Annotated in this window: 3 protein-coding genes and 1 pseudogene; all 4 read right to left on the bottom strand. The window is 64.6% G+C overall.

The genetic code is table 11. The features are described from left to right. On the bottom strand, positions 1-380 hold a 380-nt coding region (locus EN984_RS25675; protein ID WP_164765646.1), incomplete at its 3' end, for a VWA domain-containing protein. A 369-nt stretch (positions 381-749) separates the two neighbouring features. Beyond that, positions 750-1,748, bottom strand: coding sequence for a GlxA family transcriptional regulator (locus EN984_RS25680; RefSeq protein WP_164748958.1), 999 nt, complete (start codon positions 1,746-1,748; stop codon positions 750-752). A gap of 20 nt (positions 1,749-1,768) precedes the next feature. Then, on the bottom strand, positions 1,769-2,668 hold the full coding sequence (gene folD, locus EN984_RS25685) for a bifunctional methylenetetrahydrofolate dehydrogenase/methenyltetrahydrofolate cyclohydrolase FolD (RefSeq protein ID WP_127269251.1): 900 nt from the start codon (positions 2,666-2,668) through the stop codon (positions 1,769-1,771). 180 nt (positions 2,669-2,848) lie between these two features. Continuing rightward, a pseudogene (locus tag EN984_RS25690) lies at positions 2,849-3,852 on the bottom strand (succinoglycan biosynthesis protein exop); the annotation flags it as partial.

Here is a 3,852-nt window from a genome sequence, read left to right on the forward strand (position 1 = left end):
TCGGTGTATTTCAGCGCCTCGGCCGCCTGTTTGACCGCCGCCGTCAGCGGCGTCTTGCCGAGGAATTTCAGGCTGTCGGCAGCGGCCGAAATGGCGCTGCCCGAACCTGCCTGCGGCGGCACGATCAGCTGGATGTCGTCGCAGCTGCCCTTTTCACGGTGGCCATAGGCCATAAAGCCGATGTCGTCGTCGGTGGGGACCGATTGAAGCACGGTTCGAAGCGACTCTCGGGCGATTTCGAGCTTGGGCTTGCCGTCGATCTGCGCCCACATCGAGCCGGACGCATCGAGAATGATGATGACCTTGTTTGCGGCGAAGCCGAAGGTCGTCATCGACAAAAGGAGGATCGCCGCAGCGACGCCCCGTGCAAGTCCCGCCATCGAAATCTCCTAAATCCGCCCCTGATCCGGGCGGCAAGCTATTTGACGCGGCGCCGGGACACAAGTCCGGGCAGCCAGGTGCGTCGGGCCCGAACCCAGCTTAACAAAAGTCGTGATGACAGCCAGTTCGGGGTGTCGGCAGTGCCGATGGCTTTCCATGATAGGAATTTTTTCTTGACTGGATGCACTCAGCTATGGTACATTTTTGCCCATGGTGCTGATTTGCGCCGGTGACCCGCCGCTCAGGCGGGTTTTTCGTTTGATGCACCCAGCCTACGCGCCGGCGAAGGCTCCGAAGGAACCCGTTACCCGAATTCGCTACCCTGGCCCGATGCGCCGGGGCGCCGAACTTTTCAGCGGAAGCGGAATTCAGTAAGTCGTGCGGCGCTCTTCCGAGGGCGGCCTGCCGAATTGCAGCCGGTAGCTTTGGGCGAAGTAGGAATGCGAGGTGAAGCCGGTCGCTATCGCCACATCGAGGATCGGCATGTTGGTCTGGCGCAGCAGTTCGCGCGCCCGCTCCAGCCGCAACCGCATGTAATAACGGCCGGGCGTGACGCTGAGATGGCGCAGAAACAGGCGCTCGACCTGACGCACCGACAGACCGGCGGATTTGGCCAGCTGCACCGCCGACAGCGGCTCGTCGAGGTGGTCGGCCATCAGTTCGACGATGCGTCTGAGCTTCTCCGACTTGCCGGTCAGGTCGCGTTCCGGGCCGACGCGCTGGCGGTCGCCGGCCGAGCGGATGCGTTCGTGCTGGAACTGGTTGGCGACGCCATTGGCGAGGTTCGAGCCGAAATCGCCGCGCACGATCTCCAGCATCAGGTCGATCGAAGTGGTGCCGCCGGCGCAGGTGTAGCGCTTGCGGTCGATCTCGAAGACATTGCCGGTGCAGTTGATATCGGGGAAGCGTTCGACGAAGCCGGCGCGATTTTCCCAATGGATGGTGCAGCGATAGCCTTCGAGCTGGCCGGCCTCGGCCAGCAGGTAGGAGCCGACCGACAGGGCACCCAGCGCATTGCCGCGCCGGCCCCAGCTGCGCAGTGCCGCCAGCACCTTGCTCTTGCCGGGAAATTCCGTCGTCAGCCCGACCGAGACGAAAAGGATATCGACCGGCGGCAGGTCGGCAACGGCGTAGTCGATCTTGAGCGGCAGGCCATTGGAAGCCATCACCGGATCGCCATCGGCCGACACCGTCGTCCAACCGTAGAAGTCGCGGCCAAGCAACCGGTTCGCCGACCGGAACGTATCGATCGCGGCAGCCAGCGAGAACATGGAGAACTTGTCTACCAGCAGGAATGCGAACTGCCGCCCGCCTTGAACGGGGTCCGTGATGACCGGCCGTTCTGAGGGAACACTGGGGTTCGGCAAAGCTGCGGCTTTCTGGCGGGTCAGAAGGACGGCCGTTTCAATCCGGCCGCTAGGTAGGCCGAGGCTAACGTATTGGCCATCAGCATGGCAATGGTCATCGGCCCGACACCGCCGGGAACCGGCGTGATGGCGCCGGCGGCCTTAGCCGCTTCGGCATAGGCGACATCGCCGACGAGGCGGGACTTGCCCTCGCCCTTTTCCGGCGCCGGAATGCGGTTGATGCCGACATCGATGACGGTGGCGCCGGGCTTCACCCAATCACCCCTGATCATCTCCGGCCTGCCGACGGCCGCGACAAGGATATCGGCGGTGCGGGCCAAGGCGGGCAGATCCCTGGTGCGGCTGTGGGCGATGGTGACGGTGCAGTTGGCGGCAAGCAGCAGGTTGGCCATCGGCTTGCCGACGATGTTGGAGCGGCCGACGACGACGGCGTTGAGGCCGGACAGGTCCTTGCCGCGCACCCGCTCGATCAGAAGCATAGAGCCGGCCGGCGTGCAAGGCACGAAGGCTGTCTCGAGTTCACCGGTGCCGAGCTTGCCGACATTGATGAAATGGAAGCCGTCGACATCCTTTTCCGGCGCGATGGTCTGGATGATCTTGCCGGCGTCGATATGGGCCGGCAGCGGAAGCTGCACGAGGATGCCGTTGATGGCCGGATCGGCGTTGAGATCGCCGATGATCTTCAGCAACGCCGGTTCCGAGGTTTCGGCCGGCAGCGTGTGCTGGACGGAATGAAAGCCGCATTCCTTGGCGGTGCGCGACTTGGACGCGACATAGACCTGGCTGGCCGGGTCCTCGCCGACGATAACCACGGCAAGACCCGGCTTGGCCTGGCCCTTGGCGACAAGCTCAGCCGTCAGGGTCTTGACCGACCCCACAACGTCGCCGGCAACGCTCTTGCCATCAATCACTTCGGCCATGGACTACCCTCAACACCAGAATGCCCAAGCGCGTCGCTTGCGGAAGCGACGCGCTTTTCGATCTTTCACAGCGTGGCATTTTCACGAAAATTCCAACATGCAATCCCGCCAAAGCGCCGTCCCATGCCGTTTACGCGAAACCGGCATGTTTTTGTACGGCACAGCGCAGATTTTTGTGGCTCAGAAGTAGCGACGCCGCACGCGGCTCTCGGTCAGTTCGCGAACCGCTTCGCGGAATTCGCGCAGGCTGGCGCGGATTTCCTCGATTGGCGCTTGCTGCTCGGCATCCTCCGCGGCCCGCGACGGCTCCGCCGATCGCTGATGAGGCTGAGGCGCCTGCTGCTGCGGGAGGGACGGCTGTGGATAGGACTCGGAAGCAGGCTGAGCCGGATCGGGCTGCAGCCCGGCATTGGCGGCCGGCATCGATTGCGGATAGGGATAGGCCGGCGGCTGTGCGTAGCCCAATGGCTGCGCGTAGGGATAGAGCTGCGGCCCGGAATATGGCCGCTGCTGCACCATGGGAGGCGGCAGTGGCGGCTGCGCCGTCTGCTGCGGATGGCCGCCGGGCTGGAAAGGCCGCGACGGGTATGCTGCCGCGGCCGCCTGCCGAGGCTCGAAGGCCGGCGCCGACTGGGGGTAAGCGGAGTATTGCGGATCCTGCATCGGCTTCGCGTTTTCGGCAGAGGCCCATTCAACGGTATCGAACGGCTCCTCCCGGGACGGCCTGCGTGAGACGGACTTGTGCAGCCTCGACAGCAAGGCACCGATCCGGCCGGAACCTTCGGCCGGCGAGACCTCGGCTTGCTGGACAGGCGATGGCGAGCCAGGCGGTGGTGATGCAGGCGGGGGTGTCGATGGCTGCGGCGCTGGTGGTTGTGGCGGCGCCGGCGGCGGCGCTGACCGATATGCCTTGTCTTCGTAAGGCGTCCGGTGTTCGTCCGTGCCATGGTCGCGACGCGAGCGCGAATTGGCAGTGTCACGCAGGCTCTCATAGGCGCCACGCATGGCTCCGAGGCCAATGCCGGAGGCGAAACCCAGCAACAGGCCGGCGAGCGCGACCACGACCCGCGACGGCCCGTTCGGCTCGAGCGGCGCGAAGGCCTTCGAGATCACATTGATGTTGGCTGTGTTGATGTCCTTCTGCTCGCCGGTCTCCTTGGCGCGCAGCAGATACTGTTCGTAGA

The organism is Mesorhizobium sp. M7A.F.Ca.CA.004.12.1.1, assembly GCF_003997835.1.
Taxonomy (GTDB): Bacteria; Pseudomonadota; Alphaproteobacteria; order Rhizobiales; family Rhizobiaceae; genus Mesorhizobium.

Excerpts from the sequence above, each read along its gene's own strand:
- folD (WP_127269251.1), bottom strand. The coding sequence starts at position 2,668 with ATGGCCGAAGTGATTGATGGCAAGAGCGTTGCCGGCGACGTTGTGGGG.